This window comes from Schumannella sp. GW821-FHT10F01, assembly GCF_058809295.1.
This window is the reverse complement of sequence record NZ_JBXASM010000011.1, coordinates 83,655-101,294: the sequence shown is the minus strand read 5'-3', so window position 1 is coordinate 101,294 and position 17,640 is coordinate 83,655. Positions and strand designations below refer to the sequence as shown.

The 17,640-nt window shown below is 73.9% G+C and carries 16 protein-coding genes; 8 read left to right on the top strand and 8 right to left on the bottom strand.

The window, feature by feature from the left end; genetic code table 11:
• The 3 genes from AC1RSJ_RS13255 to galE form a co-directional block, all read right to left on the bottom strand.
• Positions 1–929: glycosyltransferase family 2 protein (locus tag AC1RSJ_RS13255; RefSeq protein ID WP_493118867.1), on the bottom strand; the 929-nt coding region annotated here is incomplete at its 3' end.
• A gap of 145 nt (positions 930–1,074) precedes the next feature.
• Positions 1,075–1,401: a WhiB family transcriptional regulator gene (locus AC1RSJ_RS13250; RefSeq protein WP_493118866.1), complete on the bottom strand. Its 327-nt coding sequence runs from the start codon at positions 1,399–1,401 to the stop codon at positions 1,075–1,077.
• Positions 1,402–1,597: 196 nt separating this feature from the next.
• Positions 1,598–2,566, bottom strand: coding sequence for a UDP-glucose 4-epimerase GalE (gene galE / locus AC1RSJ_RS13245; RefSeq protein WP_493118865.1), 969 nt, complete (start codon positions 2,564–2,566; stop codon positions 1,598–1,600).
• 105 nt (positions 2,567–2,671) lie between these two features.
• Between galE and AC1RSJ_RS13240 the strand changes: the two genes are divergently transcribed.
• Positions 2,672–3,637 carry a GlxA family transcriptional regulator gene (locus AC1RSJ_RS13240; RefSeq protein ID WP_493118864.1) on the top strand — a complete coding sequence of 322 codons (966 nt, stop codon included), beginning with the start codon at positions 2,672–2,674 and terminating at the stop codon, positions 3,635–3,637.
• Between the two features lie 17 nt (positions 3,638–3,654).
• Here AC1RSJ_RS13240 and manA read toward each other — a convergent pair whose 3' ends face one another.
• Entirely contained in the window at positions 3,655–4,770 is a 1,116-nt protein-coding gene (gene manA, locus AC1RSJ_RS13235) for a mannose-6-phosphate isomerase, class I (protein WP_493118863.1), read from the bottom strand.
• 128 nt (positions 4,771–4,898) lie between these two features.
• Here manA and AC1RSJ_RS13230 point away from each other — a divergent pair, with 128 nt between their 5' ends.
• The 6 genes from AC1RSJ_RS13230 to AC1RSJ_RS13205 are packed head-to-tail and all read left to right on the top strand — an operon-like array spanning position 4,899 to position 10,851.
• The gene (locus AC1RSJ_RS13230) at positions 4,899–6,098 is read left to right on the top strand and encodes an acyl-CoA dehydrogenase family protein (protein ID WP_493118861.1); all 1,200 of its coding nucleotides are present in this window, start codon (positions 4,899–4,901) and stop codon (positions 6,096–6,098) included.
• Between the two features lie 24 nt (positions 6,099–6,122).
• Positions 6,123–7,472, top strand: a complete 1,350-nt coding sequence (locus AC1RSJ_RS13225; RefSeq protein ID WP_493118860.1) for an O-antigen ligase family protein — start codon at positions 6,123–6,125, stop codon at positions 7,470–7,472.
• Positions 7,469–8,794: an O-antigen ligase family protein gene (locus AC1RSJ_RS13220; protein WP_493118858.1), complete on the top strand. Its 1,326-nt coding sequence runs from the start codon at positions 7,469–7,471 to the stop codon at positions 8,792–8,794. The genes AC1RSJ_RS13225 and AC1RSJ_RS13220 overlap by 4 nt, the downstream gene beginning before the upstream one ends.
• A 51-nt stretch (positions 8,795–8,845) precedes the next feature.
• Positions 8,846–9,745 carry a glycosyltransferase family 2 protein gene (locus AC1RSJ_RS13215; protein WP_493118857.1) on the top strand — a complete coding sequence of 300 codons (900 nt, stop codon included), beginning with the start codon at positions 8,846–8,848 and terminating at the stop codon, positions 9,743–9,745.
• Positions 9,746–9,754: 9 nt separating this feature from the next.
• Entirely contained in the window at positions 9,755–10,465 is a 711-nt protein-coding gene (locus AC1RSJ_RS13210) for a glycosyltransferase family 2 protein (protein WP_493118856.1), read from the top strand.
• On the top strand, positions 10,462–10,851 hold the full coding sequence (locus AC1RSJ_RS13205; protein ID WP_493118855.1) for a DUF2304 domain-containing protein: 390 nt from the start codon (positions 10,462–10,464) through the stop codon (positions 10,849–10,851). The genes AC1RSJ_RS13210 and AC1RSJ_RS13205 overlap by 4 nt, the downstream gene beginning before the upstream one ends.
• A 14-nt stretch (positions 10,852–10,865) precedes the next feature.
• Here AC1RSJ_RS13205 and AC1RSJ_RS13200 read toward each other — a convergent pair whose 3' ends face one another.
• On the bottom strand, positions 10,866–12,101 hold the full coding sequence (locus tag AC1RSJ_RS13200) for a hypothetical protein (protein ID WP_493118854.1): 1,236 nt from the start codon (positions 12,099–12,101) through the stop codon (positions 10,866–10,868).
• Entirely contained in the window at positions 12,098–13,099 is a 1,002-nt protein-coding gene (locus AC1RSJ_RS13195) for a glycosyltransferase family 2 protein (protein WP_493118853.1), read from the bottom strand. Before AC1RSJ_RS13195 ends, AC1RSJ_RS13200 begins: the two co-directional genes overlap by 4 nt.
• An 86-nt stretch (positions 13,100–13,185) precedes the next feature.
• Here AC1RSJ_RS13195 and AC1RSJ_RS13190 point away from each other — a divergent pair, with 86 nt between their 5' ends.
• Complete coding sequence (locus AC1RSJ_RS13190; protein WP_493118852.1) at positions 13,186–14,862, top strand: DUF2142 domain-containing protein; 1,677 nt, start codon at positions 13,186–13,188, stop codon at positions 14,860–14,862.
• On the opposite strand, the gene AC1RSJ_RS13185 is transcribed toward AC1RSJ_RS13190, so the two are convergent.
• Together AC1RSJ_RS13185 and AC1RSJ_RS13180 are read right to left on the bottom strand one after the other, a co-directional pair.
• Positions 14,835–17,129, bottom strand: coding sequence for a hypothetical protein (locus AC1RSJ_RS13185; RefSeq protein ID WP_493118851.1), 2,295 nt, complete (start codon positions 17,127–17,129; stop codon positions 14,835–14,837). The genes AC1RSJ_RS13190 and AC1RSJ_RS13185 overlap by 28 nt on opposite strands.
• Positions 17,126–17,617, bottom strand: coding sequence for a hypothetical protein (locus AC1RSJ_RS13180; RefSeq protein ID WP_493118850.1), 492 nt, complete (start codon positions 17,615–17,617; stop codon positions 17,126–17,128). Before AC1RSJ_RS13180 ends, AC1RSJ_RS13185 begins: the two co-directional genes overlap by 4 nt.
• Between the last annotated feature and the right edge of the window lie 23 nt (positions 17,618–17,640).

Genomic DNA, 17,640 nt, shown 5'->3' with positions numbered 1-17,640 from the left:
GTCCGCCGCAGCCGGCGCCGGGCGGCCGGCACGGTCGGATCGGCGAACGCCGCGCGGAACGCGGCGGCGAACTCGCCGGGCACGGCGCCGGGCCGCTTGGCGAGCAGGTGCACGGCGGAGCGGGCGATCGCGAGCGGCACGAGCACGAGCCAGTGCAGCGGCAGGGCGATCGCCGGCGCGCCGACGAACCGGCGGTGCAGCTGCGCCGAGCGGCCGATGCGGCGCCGAGCGGCGCGGGTGGTGCGGCGGCGGCGTCCGAAGTCCGCCGGATCGACGGCGCGGGCGACGCGGGCGCCGGGCACCCGCACGACGCGGTGGCCGGCGAGCCGGGCGCGGATGGAGAGGTCGAGTCCGGCATCCGCGCTGGGGAGGCCCGGGTCCGCGCCGCCGAGCGCGTCCCAGACGGAGCGCCGCACCAGCATCCCGCTGAGGGCGACGCCGAGCACGTCCGTCTCCGCGTCGTACTGCGCCTGGTCGAGGTCGCTGTCGAGCAGCGGCACGGTGCGCCCGGTCGTCGAGACGCTGATGCCGTAGCTGCGCAGCAGGGCCTGGTCGTCGGGGTCGACGATCTTCGGCCCGGCGATGGCGACCGAGGGTGCGATCTCGACCGCGGCGAGGAGCGCGGCGAGCGCGCCCGGCGCGGGAGCGGTGTCCGCGGCCAGGAGCCAGAGCCACTCGTCCGCGGAGGCGGTGGGCGGCAGCGCCCGCAGCCCGGCGGTCACGGCGACGCCGTACGACGAGGGCGGGGCGGCCACCCGGACGTCGGAGCGGGCGGCGGTGAGCGCCTCAGCCGTGCCGTCGGTCGAGCCGGCGTCGACCACGAGGAGCGTGTCGGCAGCGCGCACCTGGCCGGCGAGCGCGTCCAGGGTTCGCCCGAGATGCGCCGCGCCGTTCCGCGCGACCAGGACCGCGGTGACTCGGGGCTGCATCGCGTCCGAGGCTAGGCGGCGGTCACGGCGGGGCCAGGGAGAACACGCCGCTCAGCACCGCCCCGTCCGAGGGGCGTCGACGGGCTCGGCCCGCCGGAGGACGGCTCGGTCCGCCGGAGGACGGCTCGGCCCGCCGGAGCGCGGCTCAGGCGATGCGGTTGCGGCGGAGCTTGCGGCGCTCGCGCTCGGAGAGGCCGCCCCAGATGCCGAAGCGCTCGTCGTTGTCGAGTGCGTACTGCAGGCACTGGGCGCGCACCTCGCACGATCCGCAGATCTTCTTCGCGTCGCGGGTCGAGCCGCCCTTCTCCGGGAAGAAGGCCTCGGGGTCGGTCTGCGCGCACAGGGAGTCGGTCTGCCACGCGAGGGCGGCGTCCTCCTCGACCTGGCGGAGCGGGCTGCCGGGGACGCCGCGCTTGACGGGGTCGACGAACCAGTCGTCAGGGACGTGCGGGCGGTAGTCGCTCGTCGACATGGCTCTCTCCTTCTGCAGCGCGGCCTCCGGGGATCCCGGGGGTTGCCGATAATTACACCCGTGTCATTCGCCCGCGTCAAGTCGCGGATCGGTATTCCCGGGCGTGTCGCGCGGTCCGCGCCGGAGCGCGTGGTAGAGACCCCCGAACGGGGGAGCCCGCGTCCGGGCCAGCCCGGAGGCGCGGCGCCGTCGTGCCTCAGCGCGTTCCGGCGGCCTCGCGCGCCTCCCAGGCGGAGAGCACCATGTCGTCGAGGTCGTGGCGCATCGACCAGTCGAGGTCGCGGGCGGCGAGCTCGCCCGACGCGACGATGCGCGCGGGGTCGCCGGGTCGCCGGGGGCCGACCTCCGGCTCGAACCCGCGGCCGGTGACCCGGGCCATCGCGTCCATGATCTGGCGCACCGAGACGCCGTCGCCGCTGCCGAGGTTGTAGGCGGCCTCGACGGGCTCGCCGGCGTCGAGTCGACGCGCGGCGGCGACGTGCGACGCCGCCAGATCGGCGACGTGGATGTAGTCGCGCACGCAGGTGCCGTCGGGCGTCGCGTAGTCGTCGCCGTTGATGCGCGGCGTGCGGCCCTCGAGCAGCGCGTCGAACACGAGCGGGAACAGGTTGTGCGGGCTCGTGTCGTAGACGGCCGGGTCGCCGGAGCCGACGACGTTGAAGTAGCGCAGGCTCGCGTGCCGGAGGCCGGTGGCGACCGCCTGATCGCGCAGCAGCCACTCGCCGATGAGCTTCGACTCGCCGTAGGGCGACTCCGGGGCCTTCGGGGTGTCCTCGGTCACGAGGTCGACATCCGGCGTGCCGTAGACGGCGGCACTCGAGGAGAACACGATCCGGTCGACGCCGCGGTCGGCCATGACCGCGAGCAGCGTGGCCGTGCCGGTCACGTTCTGCGCGTAGGTGTGGAGCGGGCGCTGCACCGAGACGCCCGCGTACTTGTAGCCCGCCACGTGGATCACGCCGGTCACGCCGTGGTCGGCGATGGCCTGCTCGATCACGGCGCCGTCGAGGATGCTGCCGCGGAGGAACCGCGCCTCGGCCGGGACGAACTCCTCGTGCCCGGACGACAGGTCGTCGACGACGACCGCGTCGAGTCCCGCGTCGAGGAGGGCGCGCACGACGTGCGCGCCGATGTACCCGGCACCGCCGGTGACCAGCCAGCTCATGTCCTCAGGCTATCGGGACGCGGATGCCGCGATCGCGTGGCAGGATGTGCGATATCCCATCATCACCGCCATAGGCGGTCGCCGTCATCACCACCGGGAGGGTCCATGCTCCGCAAGGTCGTCGCGCTCGTGCTGCCCGGCACGGCGCCGTTCGAGTTCGGGGTCGTCTGCGAGGTCTTCGGCATCGACCGGAGCGACTCCGGCGGCCCGGCCTTCGACTTCACCATCGCGACGGCCGAGCCCGGCCCGGTGGAGACGAGCCTCGGGTTCCCGATCGTCGTCGCCGACGACCTCTCCGTCTGCGCCGACGCCGACCTCATCGCCGTGCCGGCGCATCGCATCGGCGGCACCGACGAGCGCTTCCTCGAGGTCATCCGCGACGCCCACGCCCGCGGCGCCTGGGTGCTCAGCGTCTGCAGCGGCTCCTTCGTGCTCGCCGAGTCGGGCATCCTCGACGGCCGCCGCGCGACCACGCACTGGATGCACGCCGAGCGGATGGCGCGCCAGTACCCGCGCGTCGACGTCGACCCGGATGTGCTGTTCGTCGAGGACGACCGCATCATCACGAGCGCCGGCACCGCCGCCGGCATCGACGCGGCCCTGCACCTCGTGCGCCGCGAGCACGGCGCCGCGGCCGCGAACGTGATCGCGCGGCGCATGGTCGTGCCGCCGCAGCGCGACGGCGGGCAGTCGCAGTACATCCAGATCGTCGTGCCGCCGGTGCGCGACGAGTCGCTGTCGGAGCTCTCCGAATGGATGCTGGAGCATCTCGACGAGGACCTCGGCATCGACCGGCTGGCTCGGCGCGCGCTCATGTCGACCCGCACGTTCGCTCGCCGCTTCCGCGCCGAGTTCGGCACCACGCCCGCCGCCTGGCTCAACCGGCAGCGGCTGCTCCGCGCGCAGCACCTGCTCGAGCAGAGCGACCTGGGCCTCGAGCCGCTCGCGCAGCACGCCGGCTTCGGCACCGCGGCCGTGATGCGCCACCACTTCCTCAAGGTGCTCGGCACGACGCCGAACGACTACCGCCGCACCTTCGGCGCCCGCGAGCCGGAGCGCGCCGCCGGCTGACCGTCCCGGGTGGCGGCTCAGAGCTCCGGGGAGGCGATGAAGACGCGCGTGCCGCCGTCGGCGCCGCCGATCGCGATCGAGGCCTCGTCCTCGATGAAGACGGCCTCGCCGCGGCCGAGCGGACGACCGCCGACCTCGGCCTCGCCGATGCTGAACGCGATCGCCGGACGCCCGCCGAGCGTCAGCTCGACGCCGGCGGTGAGCGCCTCGCCGAAGACGACCGCAAGCTGGAAGTCGGGGATGCCCGGCCGGAAGACGTCGAGCCCGGGCCGCACGGCCTCCGGGCGCAGGTACGGCACGGGCAGGGGCCGGAAATCGAGCACCGAGAGCAGCTCGGGCACGTCGATGTGCTTCGGGGTGAGGCCGCCGCGCAGCACGTTGTCCGACGACGCCATGAGCTCGATGCCGAGCCCGTCGAGGTAGGCGTGGATGTTGCCGGCCGGGAGGTAGAGCGCCTCGCCCGGGGTCAGCGACACCGTGTTGAGCAGCAGCGAGATCGCGACGCCCGGATCGCCGGGGAAGCTCTCCGCGAGCGCCCGGACGGTGTCCCATGACGGGTCGTCCTCGACGGCGGACGCCTCGACGACCGCCGCGACCGTCTCGTCGACGTCCTCGCCGCCCCGGATCAGCCACTCGAACACCGGCCCGATCGCGGCGTCGTCGGCCAGGCGGTCGCGCAGCGCGGCGATCCGCGGATCGGCGGACACCGGGTCCAGCAGCGCACGCGTCGCCGCGACCGCGCGGAACCCGCAGAGCGCCCGGAACGGGTCGCTCAGCGCGTAGATCATCTCCGGCTTGTGCAGCCGGTCCCGGTAGTTGCGGTCGGGGGCGTCGACGGCGATCCCGGCGGCATCCTCGCGGGCGTAACCCGCCTCCGCCTGGGCGATCGTCGGATGCGCCTGGAGCGACAGCGGCGAGCGCGCCGCGAGCACCTTGAGCAGGAACGGCAGGTCGGGCGCCACGTCGGCGAGGGTGCCGCCGCCGTCGACGAGGCGCGCGGGCGAGCCCGGATGGGCGCCGAGCCAGAGCTCGGCCTCCGGCCGTCCGCTCGGCGCGCGGCCGAGCAGGGCGGGCATGAGGGTGGTCGATCCCCAGGCGTAGTCGCGGGGCGTGTTCGTGATTGCGGCGAGCATCGCGCTCATCCTCCCAGTCCGCCGGATCGTGGGCGACCTACAACCGTCGGGGCGTCCCGGCCGACGCGGGTCCGCCCCCATCGCCAACGCATCGACGGCATCCGGGAACGCGGCGTAGCGTCCCTGCCATGACGGTCACCGACGCCCCCGCCTTCACCGCGCTCGCCAGCGACTTCTACGGATTCGCCGACCGCCTCACCGCGCAGGAGAAGGACCTCCTCGCCCGGCTGCGGGTGTTCCTCGAGACCGAGGTGAAGCCGATCGCGAACGACCACTGGAGCCGGGCCGAGTTCTTCCCGCGCCGCGTCGCGGAGGGCATGGCCGAGCTCGGGCTGTTCGGCATGCCGTGGGAGGAGACGAAGCCGTTCGAGAACTCGGCCGTCTTCCGCGGCTGGGTCGCCCTCGAGCTGGGCCGCGTCGACGCCTCCGCCGCGACGCTCGTGGGCATGCAGAACGGCCTCGTCATGGGCGCGATCGGCGTCGCCGGCTCGCCGGAGCAGCGCGCCGAGTGGCTGCCGCGCTTCGCCTCCGCCGAGCTGCTCGGCTGCTTCGGACTCACCGAGCCGCTGTCCGGCTCCGACTCCGCGCGCGGCCTCCGCACCACGGCGACGCCGGACGGCGACGACTGGATCCTCAACGGCGCGAAGCGCTGGATCGGCAACGGCACGATCGCCGACGTCGCCGTGATCTGGGCGAAGAGCACGGTCGACGGCCAGGTGAAGGGCTTCCTGGTGCCCACGGACTCCGCGGGGTGGACCGCGACGAAGATCGAGAACAAGACGGCGCTGCGCATCGTGCAGAACGCCGACATCACGCTCGACGGCGTGCGCGTGCCGGAGGCGAACCGCCTGCAGCGCGGCGACTCGTTCCGCGAGACGGCGGCCGTGCTGCGCCTGACCCGGGCCGAGGTGGCGTGGGCCGCGATCGGCAACTCGATCGGCGCCTACGAGGCGGCGCTGGCCTACGCGCAGGAGCGCGTGCAGTTCGGCGAGACGATCGTGCACCACCAGCTCATCCAGGAGCACTTCGCGAAGATGATGGGCAACATCACCTCGTCGATCGCGCTCTGCACGCAGGTGTCGCAGATGCTCGACGAGGGGCTGCAGCGCGACGAGCACGCGGCCCTCGCGAAGGAGTTCGCCTGCTCGCGGATGCGCGAGACCGTCGCCTGGGCCCGCGAGTCGATGGGCGGCAACGGCATCGTGCTCGACAACGACGTCGCCCGGCACTTCGCCGACGCCGAGGCGCTGTACTCGTACGAGGGCACGCGGGAGATGAACACCCTCATCGTCGGGCGCGCGCTCACCGGCGTCTCCGCGTTCGTCTGAGGCGGGCCCCGATAGCCTGAGCGGGTGACGGATCCCGCGAGCGCCTACCACCGCGCGCTCGCGGCTGCGGGCATCGTCCTGCTGACCGCCGGCGACTTCTTCCGCTACCTGCTGACCTGGTACGGCTGGGGCGCGCTCGTGCTGATCGGCCTCGCGCTGACGGTCGTCGAGCTGGTCCGGGCGCGAGTCGACGTGCGGCGCCTGCCGCTGCCGCTGCTCGCGTTCCTGCTGCTCGCCGGGCTGTCGACGATCTGGTCCGCCTACCCGGGCGCCACCGCCCTCGGCACCGTCGTGACGCTCGTCTGCACGACGTTCGCCGTGTTCCTCGGCACCGTGCTCCGCTTCGAGAGCCTGCTCGAGGCGGTCTCGACCGCGAGCCGCTGGGTGCTCGGGGGCTCGCTGCTGTTCGAGCTCGTCGTGGCGCTGTTCGTGCGACAGCCCGTGCTGCCGCTCTGGGTGTCGTACTGCGACCCGCAGGACATCCGGCCCGCCTGCTACTGGTCGCGCGACCTGCTGCTCGAGGGCGGCCGCATCCAGGGCATCCAGGGCAACTCGAACCTGCTCGCGATGGCCGCGCTCATCGGGCTCGTCGCCTTCGCCGTGCGCTGGGCCTCCCGCTCCGGCTCGCGGGTGTGGAACGGCTTCTGGGCCGTCGTCGCGATCGCGGTGCTCGCGCTGACCCGCTCGTCGACCGTGGTCGTCGCGCTCGTCGCGACCGCGGCGGTCGCCGTGTTCCTCGTCGTCGCCCACCGGCTCGCGGGCCGCGGGCGGCTCGTGCTCCACCTCGCGGGCGCCGTCGTGCTCGTCGGCGGCGTGCTCGGCGCGATCGCGCTGCGCGGGCCGCTGCTCGGGCTGCTCGGCAAGAGCCCCGACCTGACGAACCGCACGAGGATCTGGGACATCGTGCTCGGCCTCGCGAACCAGCGGCCCGCGGCCGGCTGGGGCTGGGTCAGCTACTGGCCGAGCTGGGTCGACTTCTTCGACCTCATCCAGATCAAGGGCATCCACTACTACCAGGCGCACGACGCGTGGATCGACCTGTACCTGCAGCTCGGGGTGATCGGGGTCGTCGTGTTCGGCCTGCTCGTGCTCGTGGCGATCGTGCGCGCCTGGGTGCTCGCGCTCCGCGCCGTGCCCGCGGCGCTGCCGTCGGCCGGTCCGGCGGCTCGCGCGGCGGCGGCACCGGGCGTCCCGCCCGTGGCCGACCCGCCGTCCGTGCGCTGGCCGGTCGCGATCGCGGCCCCGCTGCTCCTGACCGCCCTGCTCGTGCAGAGCCTGGCCGAGAGCCGGCTGCTCATCGAGATCGGCTTCGCGCTGCTCGTCGCGATCGCCATCCAGATGCAGCCGCAGCGCACGCGGGCGACCCGCCGATGAGCGCACCGCAGCCCCTCCACCGCGCGCCGGAGTGGGTGCGGATCGTGCTGGCGTCGCCGCGGCTGAGCGAGGCGCTCACCGTCACGGCCGTGGCGACCGCCGCGGCCGCGGTGCCCATCCGCCGGCTGATCGGCATCCCGGGCCTGTTCGCGATCCTCGCCGGCCTCGTCGTGATCATGGCGCTCTCGTTCGCCGCCCGGCGACACGACATCGAGCTGCGCGGGCTGCTGCCGCTCTCCCTCCTCGGGTTCCTGGGCTGGACGGCGGCGTCGATCTTCTGGAGCGAGTACCAGTGGGCGAGCCTCGGCGGTCTCGTCTACCTCACGGCGTACACGCTGCTCGGGTTCTACATCGCGCTCGCCCGCGACACCATCCAGATCCTGCGCTCGACCGGCGACGCGGTGCGCGTCATCCTCGGCGTCTCGCTCGCGATGGAGGTGCTCAGCGGCATCCTCATCGACACCCCGATCCCGTTCCTCGACATCGAGGGCAACATCGCCGCGCTCGGGCCGATCAGCGGCATCGAGGGCACGCGCAACCTGCTCGGGCTCGTCGCCACCGTCGGCGCCGTGACGGCGGTGATCGAGTGGCGCACCCGCTCGGTGTCGCGGATGACGAGCGTCGTCTCCGCCGTGCTGTGCGGCCTGTGCATCCTGCTCACCCGCTCCCCTGTCACCTACGGCGTCGCGATCGTCGTCGTCGCCGCGTTCCTCGTCATGTACGGCATCCGGCGGGTGAGCGCGGAGCGCCGCACGGTGTGGCAGCTCGTCGCGCTCGCCGGCGCGACTGTGGTGCTCGCCGTGATCTGGGCGTTCCGCACCCCGCTCGTCGAGCTCGTCAACGCGGGCGGCGAGGCGGGCTACCGGCTGCGGATCTGGCAGCAGATCCTGCCCTGGCGGCAGCTGCGCGAGCTGCAGGGCTGGGGCTGGCTCGGCCGCTGGGACCGTGACCTGCCGCCGTACTCCAGCATCCTGTCGCCCGCCGCCGCGCGCCCGGCGGGATCGGCGTCGAACGCATTCCTCGACGTGTGGCTGCAGGTGGGGCTCATCGGCCTGGTGCTGCTCGTGCTCACCGCGGGGCTCGCGTTCACGCGGTCGTGGCTGCTCGCCGGGCAGCGCCGCAGCATCGTCTACGCCTGGCCGGCGGCGGTGCTCGTCGCGCTGCTGTTCACCGGCCTGGCCGAGAGCACGCTGCTCTACGAGTTCGGCTGGCTGCTGTTCGTGATCTGCAGCGTCAAGGCCTCGCAGGAGCTGAGCTGGCGGCGGGCGCTCGACCGCCTCGAGCCGCGGCCCGCGGTGCCGGCCCGCGGCGCCGGCGCGTAGGCGCAGCCCGCCGCGTTGGTAGCGTGTCCCGGACACCAGGGAGGGGCCGACGTGGCGCTCGACATCATGATGCCGTTCTGGGGGCGCCCCGATCACTTCCGGATCGCCGTGGAGAGCGTGCTCGCCCAGGACGACCCGGACTGGCGCCTCGTCGTCATCGACGACCGCTACCCGGATCCGGAGCCGGCGGACTGGCTCCGCTCGCTCGGGGACACGCGGATCGAGTACGTGCTCAACCCCGAGAACCTCGGACCGGCCCGCAACTTCCAGCGCGCCGTCGACCTGTCGCGGGCGGACCTCGTCGTGATCATGGGCTGCGACGACGTCATGCTGCCCGGCTACGTGCGGCGCATCGGCGAGCTCGTGGCCGCGGACCCGGACGCCGCGATCGTGCAGCCGGGCGTCGGCGTCGTGGACGCCGAGGGCCGCCCGTCCACCCCGCTCGCGGACCGGGTCAAGGCGCGGCGCCGGCTCGCGGCCGGCAGCCACGGCGGCGAGGAGCTCGCCGTCTCGCTGCTCGGCGGCAACTGGCTCTACTTCCCCTCCCTCGCCTGGCGCCGCGAGGAGCTGGCGCGCTTCGGCTTCCGCCCGGACCGCGACGTCGTGCAGGACCTCACGCTGATCCTCGAGATCGTCGTCGCCGGCGGGCGCCTCCTGGTCGACGACCGGCACGTCTTCGACTACCGCCGTCACACGGCGAGCGTCTCCTCGCAGGGCGGTCCCGACGGCTCGCGGTTCGTCGAGGAGCGCGCGCTCTTCGCGGAGGCGGCCGGCTGGGCGGCCTCCCGCGGCTGGCGCCGGGCCCGCCGCGCCGCCGCCGTGCACCTGACCAGCCGGCTCAACGCCGTCGCGCAGCTGCCGGCCGCCGCGCGCGCCCTCGACCCCCGCAGCGCGGGCTCGCTGCTGCGTCACGCGCTCGGCCCCTCCGGCGGCCCGGCCGGCCGCGGATAGGATCGCAGCATGGGAAGAGCGCTGGTGATCGTGCCGGCCTGGAACGAGGAAGCCACGATCGAGGCGGTGATCCACGAGATCCGCGACCTCAATCCCGATGTGGACATCCTCGTGGTCAACGACGGATCGCGCGACGGCACCGCCCGCATCGCCAGGGCGGCCGGCGCGCGCGTCGCCGACCTGCCGTTCAACCTCGGCGTCGGCGGGGCGATGCGCACCGGCTACCGGTTCGCCTACGACAACGACTACGACCACGTCGTCCAGATCGACGCGGACGGGCAGCACGACCCGGCTCGGGTGGGCGAGCTGATCGCCCTCCTCGACACCTACGACATCGCGATCGGCGCGCGCTTCGCCGGCACCGGCGACTACGCGGCCCGCGGGCCGCGCCGCTGGGCCATGGTGGTGCTCGCCCGCGTGCTGAGCCGCGTGGCCCGCACGCCGCTGACCGACACGACCTCCGGCTTCCGGGCGGCCGGCCGCCGCGCCATCCGGGTGTTCGCGTTCGACTACCCCGCCGAGTACCTCGGCGACACCATCGAGGCGCTCGTCATCGCCGCCCGCGCCGGCTGCCGCATCACGCAGCTGCCGGTCGCCATGCGCGCCCGGGCCGGCGGCCGCCCGTCGCACGACCCGGTGAAGGCCGCGGCCTACCTCGGCCGCGCCATGATGGCGCTGCTGTTCGCCCTCGTCCGTCCCCGCAGGAGCCTTCCCTCGTGAGCGCCGTCAGCTACGCCTTCGGAGTCGCCACGGCGCTCGTGATCCTCGTGGTCGTGATCCAGCTGCTGCGCCACCGCCGGCTGCGCGAGCGCCACGCGATCTGGTGGATCGTCGCGGGCGTGCTCGCGCTCGTCATCGGCGTCTTCCCGCCGGTGCTCGCCTGGGCCGCGGAGCTGCTCGGGGTCGCCGTGCCGACGAACCTCGTCTTCTTCGTCAGCCTCGCCATCCTGTTCCTGGTGTGCCTGCAGGCGAGCGCCGAGCTGACGAGCCTCGAGTCGCAGAGCCGCGACCTGGCCGAGCGGGTCGGGCTGCTCGAGCTGCGCATCACCGAGCTCGAGGCGCGCACGCAGGACGACGGCACCGGATCGGCGCGCACGCCCGACTGACCGGGCCGGGCGGGTCACGCCCGCCGGCGGCGCTCCGAGTGGGTGCCGGCGAGCGCGGACACGAGCTGCACGACCGCGCCGACGAGCGGGCCGCCCGCGAGCGCCAGCGCCGCGCGCTGCTCGATCGGCAGCGGGAGCGCGAGCAGCGCGATCGACCCGGCGGCGATGACGATCCAGCCCGCGATGAACGCCGCGTGCCGCGATCGCGCCAGCAGCAGCGCCGACACGACCACGTTGAGCGCGACGACGCCGGAGCCGCCGACGAGGGCCGCGAGGAACCACGGCTCGACCGCGAACCGGGTGCCGAGCAGCAGGTGCACGATCGGCGGCCCCGCGAGCGCGGCGAGCCCGGCGAGCACGGCGGTCGCGGCGGCGATGCCCGCGACGACCACGGCGAGCAGCCGGCGCACCGACGACTCCGCGATGTCGCGGAAGCGCACCACGAGCAGGCTCTGCAGCGACAGCGCCCCGAGCATCAGCGGTGCGCGCACCAGCGTCACCATGAGCATCACCGTGCCGAGGCGGGCGCCGCCGCCCGGCTCGGACGACGCGATGATCGCCGGGATGCCGCTCATCACCACGCTCGTCGACACCGATCCGAGCACGGCGCCGACGGACTGCACGGCGAAGCGCCGCGGCGTGGTGTCGACGCCGGCGCCCCGCCGCACCGCGGCCACCAGGAACGGGATGCCGACGAGCAGCGCGACCGGGAACGGCACCACCACCGCCCAGAACAGCACGATGTGATCGGCACCCGCGAGGAGCGCCAGCAGCACGAGCACGAGCCGCAGCAGCGCGTCGACGAGCACCATGACGGCGACCGCGCGCAGGCGCCCGACGCCGTACATCGCGCCGTTGACGAGCGCGACGGCGGAGTAGGCGGCGGTGCCTACGATGAGCGGCACGACCAGCTCGGGTCCGCTGCCCGCCATCACCCGGCCGGCCCAGAGCGGCGAGGTCGCCGCGAGCACCGCGGCCACGACGACCGGGGCGATCGCCAGCGCCGACTCCAGCATCCGCCGCTCCTGCGGCGGGGCGTCGGCCCTCGTCGCCCGCGCGGTCTCCTGCTGCAGCCCGACGAGGCTGCCGACGACGAGGTAGACGGCCGACCAGAAGGCCGAGAAGCCGGTGTAGCGCTCCGGCCCGAGCACGGCGGCGACCACGGTCGTGAGCACGTAGCCGATCGCGCCGGCGAGGATGCTCACGCCGCTGACCAGCCCGACGTCGCCGAGCCGGCGGCGCGCGCTCACGAGGAGCGCCCGTCGGAGGGCTGGACGAGATCGCGCAGCACGTCCTGCGCCCCGCCCCCGTAGCGGCCGTAGTCGCCGGCGAGGACGCCGGCGAGCACACCGGGCAGGCGCGCGATCCGGAGGGCCGGGAGCGCGCTGCGGCGCTCCTCGTGCCGGAGCTTGCGGGCGCTGTCGCGCAGCCGCTCGGCCGGCACGCCCGGCACCGCGGGCAGCCGCTCGGCGAGCGAGCGGGCGCGGCGCAGCAGCCGGGCGTCGCGCTCGGTGCGCCCCGCACCGAGCCGCGAGAGCTTGCGGGCGAGCGTCGGCGCCGCGACGCCCACCTGGTTCGCGCCGTGCTGGCGGTAGTCGATGAGCGCGGCGCGGTCGGGGCGCACGCCGTCGAGCGCGGCCGCCGTCATCGCGAGCCACTCGTCGTGGAGCCAGCCGTCCGGCACCGGCAGGGCGAGGTCGACGAGCTCGCGGCGGAGGCCGGCGGCCGCCCCGGTGACGATGTTGCGACGCAGCAGCAGCGTCCAGGCGCCGCCCGGCCGGGACTCGGCGTCGAGGTCGGCCCCGGTGAGCTCGAGGCGGCCGAAGACCGTCGAGCCGAGGTCCTCGCCGTCCGCGCCGACGAGCCGGGCATCCGAGTGGGTGAGCAGCGAGCCGGGAGCGGCGAGGGCGGCGAGCGCCCGCTCGACGCGGTCGGGGTGCCAGACGTCGTCCTGATCGGAGAGCAGCAGCACGTCGCCGGTCGCGGCGCGCAGCGCGCGCTCGATGTTCCGCACGACGCCGAGGCCGCCGTCGCCCTCGATCACGACGAGCCGTGGGGCGCGGTCGCCGAGCTCGGCGACCGCCTGGCGCACCACCGCGATCGTGCCGTCGGCGGAGCCGTCGTCCGCCACGACGAGCTCGTCGACGGGCCGGGACTGCGCGAGGATCGAGCGCACCTGCTCCCCCACCCAGCGCTCGCCCTGGTAGGTCGCCATCGCGACCGACACGGCGGCGGGCGGGGTGGGCATCCTGGAAGCCTAGCCAGGGCGCCGGTCCGCGCCGACCAGGCGCGGCCTCAGCGGGGCCCGACCCGGCCGTGAATAGGATGCCAGGCGTGAAACTCCGCGATCGGATCGACCGCGTCCCCCGCTGGATCTTCTCCTTCGTGGCGGCTCCCCTCCTCGCGCTGATCGCCCTCTCGGCGTGGGCCCTGGCCTCCCCGGTCGGCTCGAGCCCCGACGACGACTTCCACCTGGCGAGCATCTGGTGCGGCGCCGGCGACCGTGCCGACCTCTGCGAGCCCGGCGCCGCATCCGACCAGCGGTCCGTGCCCTCCGACCTCGTCGGACCGGCCACCTGCTACGCCTACAAGCCGGCGGAGAGCGGCGCCTGCCAGGGCGCCGGGTTCGGCGACGGCGTCGACCGCCTGCAGTCGACCGATCGCGGCAACTTCGAGGGCCTCTACCCGCCGCTGTACTACCTCGCCATGAGCGCCTTCGCGGGCCCCGACCTCGACGTCTCGGTCGTCACGATGCGCATCGTCAACGCCGCGTTCTTCGTCGCCGTCATCGCGGGTGCCTGCGCCCTGCTGCCGCGCCGGAGGAGGCCGACGCTGGTGTGGTCGGTGCTCATCACCTCGGTGCCGCTCGGCGTCTCGATCATCGCGTCGACGAACCCGAGCAGCTGGGCGATCCTGTCGGCGGCCGTGCTCTGGGTCACGCTGCTGGGCTACTTCGAGACGACGGGATGGCGGCGGATCGCGCTCGGCGGCTACGCCGCGCTGGCCACGGTCATCGGCGCCGGCGCCCGGGCGGACTCCGCGATCTACGCCGTCATCGCCATCGGCATCGCGTGCGGCCTGGCGTTCCGCTTCCGGGTGCGGTTCCTGCCGCTGCTCGCGCTGCCCGTCGTGCTGATCGCCTACGCGGCGATCGCGTACCTCTCCGCCTCGCAGGGCGGCGCCGCGGCGACCGGCCTCACCGGCACCCCGCCGCCCGACCCGGAGCGCTGGCGCGGGCTGTTCCTGCTGAACCTCACGAGCGTGCCGGACCTCTGGGTGGGCGTCTTCGGCCGCTGGAACCTGGGCTGGCTCGACACCCCGGTGCCGGCCGGCGTCTGGGTGGCCGGGTTCACCGTGTTCGTCGGCGCGATCGCGATCCAGCTGCGCGACCGCTCGGTGCGGGCCGCGATCGGCATGGGCATCGCGCTCGCGGCGATGGCGCTCATCCCGGTCTACATCCTGACTCAGAGCAGCGCGCTCGTCGGCGGCTACGTGCAGCCGCGCTACATCCTGCCGCTCATGGTGCTGCTCGCCGGCATCGCGCTCATGCGCACCCCGCGCACGCCCCGCACGGCGATGCGGCCGCCGAGCCGCGTCGCGCTCGTGCTCGCCGTGCTGCTGCTGGCGACGGCCAACAGCGTCGCGCTGCACTCCGACATCCGCCGCTACGTGACCGGCACCGATGTGCTCAGCGTCGACCTCGGCAGCCACGCCGAGTGGTGGTGGCCGTCCGCCCCCGGCCCGATGTACGTCTGGGCGATCGGCACCGCCGCGTTCACGGCGCTGCTCGTGCTCGCCGCCGCGCCGCTCTGGCGGCGATCCGCCGCCGACGCGGAGGCCGTCACCGCCCGCCTCGACGACGAGGCCGCGGAGGCGGAGGCCGACGCCGACGCCGACGACACCGGGCGCGTCGGGTCGGACGCCGGGCGCACCGGATCAGCGGACCGCGCCCGGACCGCCGGCGTGGCGCCGGCGGCCGGGACTCAGGCCAGCGGGCCCGTCGGGATCTGAGACGCGAACTGCGGCACGACGTCCATCCAGGACTGACCGCCGCTGAGCTGGGCCCAGCGCGCCATCGACGCGATCGGCCGCTTCTGGCCGCCGACGAGCTGGTAGATCGAGCCGTCCGGCGTGCGGATGAACGATCCGGCCGGCGCGCCGACCTTCAGGTTCTGGCAGGTGAACTGGTCCATCGTCACGTAGTCGAACGGGTACGACGCGGCCAGCGCATCCGAGACCTGGTGCACCGAGCCGCCCGCGGCGACGTAGCGCGTCGTGCCGCAGAGCATGCCGAAGCCCATGAGCTTCTGGTTGACCGGGTAGGCCTTGATCACCGCGTCGTCGGCGAACACGAGCTTCGAGAAGCCCGCCTCCACCGGGAAGACGAACGAGCTGAAGGCCACGCGGCTCGAGACGCCGTCGATGAAGTAGACGGTCGCGTCCTGCGGCGACCGCGCGAGCGTGCCGGCGGTGAGGGCCGTCTTGCCGGTCGTGAGCTGGCCGACCACCGACGAGGGCACGGTCGTGATCGACACCGACTGGCCCGGCGGGGTCAGCGCGAGCAGCGAGTCCCAGCTGCTGATCGGCCGGATGTCGGACGCCATCACGATGTAGACGGTGCCGCTGTCGGGCGTCTTGATGAACGAGCCGGCCGCGATGGTGCCCAGCAGCGGGTAGCTGTCGAGGAACGGCTGCGTGGCGGCGGAGCTCGGGAACGGCGTCGCCGACCCCGCCACCAGGCGCGGGTCGCCGGCCTTGAGGTCGTAGCGGCCGGCCGAGGTGACCACGCTGACGCCGGGGGCGCCGGGCAGCGAGACGATGCCGCTGAAGTCGCGGCAGGCGCCGAGCAGCGTGGCGGACGCGGGCCACAGCGTGCCGCTCGTGCGCGTGGTCACGCCGAGCGCGGCCTCCTGGCCCGACGGCACCGCGCAGCTGCCGCCGCCCGAGTAGGCGTACTTCGAGGTGCCGCGCTGCAGCAGGAACGTGCCGGTGCGCGCGACCGGCGCCGCGAGCGGGATGCTCGAGATGGCGGCCTCGGTGAGCACGTTCATGCCCGCGGGGATGCCGGCGGCGACCTGCGACGCGTCGTCGAGGATCTCGCGCTTCTTCCCGCCGGACACGTAGTAGCGCGCGCCCTCGACGGTGCCCATCACGGAGGTCAGCACCGGGCCGGTCGCGAACGCGGCGATCTGCGCGTCGTCGAGCTGCACGTAGCCGTCCGCGGCGCACGAGGCGCCGTAGTCCGCCGCCTGGGCGCACGAGGTGAACGGCAGCTTCAGGCCGGAGTCGTAGAAGTAGATCGAGCCGTCCGGGCCGCGGATGCTGCGGCCGACTACGTGCCCGGTCGTGAACTGGTCGAGGTAGGACTGCGAGACGTAGGAGACCTGGCCGAGCGGCGCGAGGGCGGTCAGGATGTCGACGCTGGCGACGGGGTACTTCGACGAGCCCGAGGTGAGGTAGACGGTCGCGTTGTCGACGGTCCGAACGACGCTCGAGGGTCCGGTCGGCGAGCCGAACCAGTCGCTCCAGAAGCCCCAGAAGTTGCGGTTGCCGAACGACGCGCAGGGATCGGCGCTGCCGGCGTAGTTCGGCACGAGGGCGTTCCCGTTGGGCTGGTACGGCGTGTAGTCGTACAGCGACGCGGTCGCGATGTTCTGGATGTAGACGGCCGAGTATCCGGTGCACTTCGGCGAGTACAGGATGTTGTTGACCCGGCCCGGCAGGTAGTTGAACGAGGTCGGCTTCTGCTTGTAGTGCTGGAACTGCACGGCCGCGTAGAACACCTGGTAGGTGAAGCCCGCGTACGCCGGGTTGCACGGCGCCGTGTCCGGGCAGTTGAAGCCGGTGGCGCTCGTGTAGGCGCTGGCCGGCGGGTTCGTCGAGGTGACGAGGCTCTGCTCCTTCTGGAGCAGCACGAGCAGCACGCGCGGGCTGATGTTGCACGCGATCGCCGTCTTCGCGATGACGTCGGCGGCGCGGTCGCGGGCGCTCGGCGCGAAGGAGCCGGCGCAGTACGAGCTGGAGATCGCCGGGGTGGCGGAGGCCCAGTCCTTCATGCACAGGGCGCCGGACCGGCAGGTGGGCACCTTCGCCTGCAGGAAGCTCTGGATCTGGTTCGCGCTCATCGCGCCGCCGTCGTAGAAGTTGGCGTCGCTGATGATGTAGCCGGGATTCCACAGCTTGACGTCGTAGGCGTTGGCCGCCTGGGGCGTGGCCATCACCGTGAGCACCGGTGCCACCACCAGTGCCGCCAGCAGGCCGATCAGGGCGCGTCTCACGGGATCTCCACCTTCTGGGTCGCCGAGGTGCGCTCGGTCTGCGAGGTCGACTGGTAGCGCAGCTCGACCGTCCACGGTCCGCGCGACAGCTTCGCGGTCTCGATCTGGGTGGTGCCGCAGCTCGTCGTGGCGCCGTTCGCGGCGCCCTCGGTCTCGGCGGTCACCTCGGCGCCGGACACGTCGGAGGTCAGCACGAAGGTGCAGCTGCCGCCGTCCTCGCTGACCTCGGTGACGAGGCCGCCGACCGTGAGGTGCAGTCCGTCGACGTCGACGGAGGCGATCGTGATGGCCGGCATCGGGCCGTCGACCACGCTCGGGGTCGGGCTCGGCGTCGCCGACGCGGACCCGGACGACGTCGCGGACGGCGTGCCGGATCGGGTCGGCTCGGGCTGCGTCGTGACGCAGCCGGAGAGCACGACGAGCAGGGTCGCGGCTGCGGCCGCGACCAGGAACGACTCCGGGGCGAGCCCCCTCAGACTCCGGATCACCGGGACAGCGTACCTTCAACCGG

Excerpts from the sequence above, each read along its gene's own strand:
- AC1RSJ_RS13250 (WP_493118866.1), bottom strand. The coding sequence starts at position 1,401 with ATGTCGACGAGCGACTACCGCCCGCACGTCCCTGACGACTGGTTCGTC.
- galE (WP_493118865.1), bottom strand. The coding sequence starts at position 2,566 with ATGAGCTGGCTGGTCACCGGCGGTGCCGGGTACATCGGCGCGCACGTC.
- AC1RSJ_RS13240 (WP_493118864.1), top strand. The coding sequence starts at position 2,672 with ATGCTCCGCAAGGTCGTCGCGCTCGTGCTGCCCGGCACGGCGCCGTTC.
- manA (WP_493118863.1), bottom strand. The coding sequence starts at position 4,770 with ATGCTCGCCGCAATCACGAACACGCCCCGCGACTACGCCTGGGGATCG.
- AC1RSJ_RS13230 (WP_493118861.1), top strand. The coding sequence starts at position 4,899 with ATGACGGTCACCGACGCCCCCGCCTTCACCGCGCTCGCCAGCGACTTC.
- AC1RSJ_RS13220 (WP_493118858.1), top strand. The coding sequence starts at position 7,469 with ATGAGCGCACCGCAGCCCCTCCACCGCGCGCCGGAGTGGGTGCGGATC.
- AC1RSJ_RS13210 (WP_493118856.1), top strand. The coding sequence starts at position 9,755 with ATGGGAAGAGCGCTGGTGATCGTGCCGGCCTGGAACGAGGAAGCCACG.
- AC1RSJ_RS13195 (WP_493118853.1), bottom strand. The coding sequence starts at position 13,099 with ATGCCCACCCCGCCCGCCGCCGTGTCGGTCGCGATGGCGACCTACCAG.